1 protein-coding gene is annotated in these 245 nt (G+C 49.4%); it reads right to left on the reverse strand.

Translation table 11 applies throughout. The features are described from left to right. A partial coding sequence (locus tag AAEY83_RS17755) for a hydroxymethylglutaryl-CoA lyase-like TIM-barrel protein (RefSeq protein ID WP_502945217.1) occupies window positions 1–245 on the reverse strand: 245 nt, incomplete at both ends.

Raw genomic sequence — 245 nt, forward strand, 5'->3', positions numbered from 1 at the left:
TACCTGCACCGGCACCTAAACCGGCCACCGAACCATCGATGCGGTTAGCGCCCATTTCGATTGCCGCCAGCGAATTTGGAATACTCATGCCTAAATTATGATGACCATGAAAGCCAATTTCGGTCTCGCTGTTAAGTTCGCTGCGCAGTAACGCAATACGGGTACTTACGTCGTCGGGCAACATGTAACCAGCAGAATCCGTACAGTAAATACAGTTAGCACCGTAAGACTCCATTAGTTTAGCC

The sequence above is a fragment of the Psychrobacter sp. TB20-MNA-CIBAN-0197 genome, from assembly GCF_040309765.1.
GTDB classification, from domain to species: domain Bacteria; phylum Pseudomonadota; class Gammaproteobacteria; order Pseudomonadales; family Moraxellaceae; genus Psychrobacter; species Psychrobacter submarinus.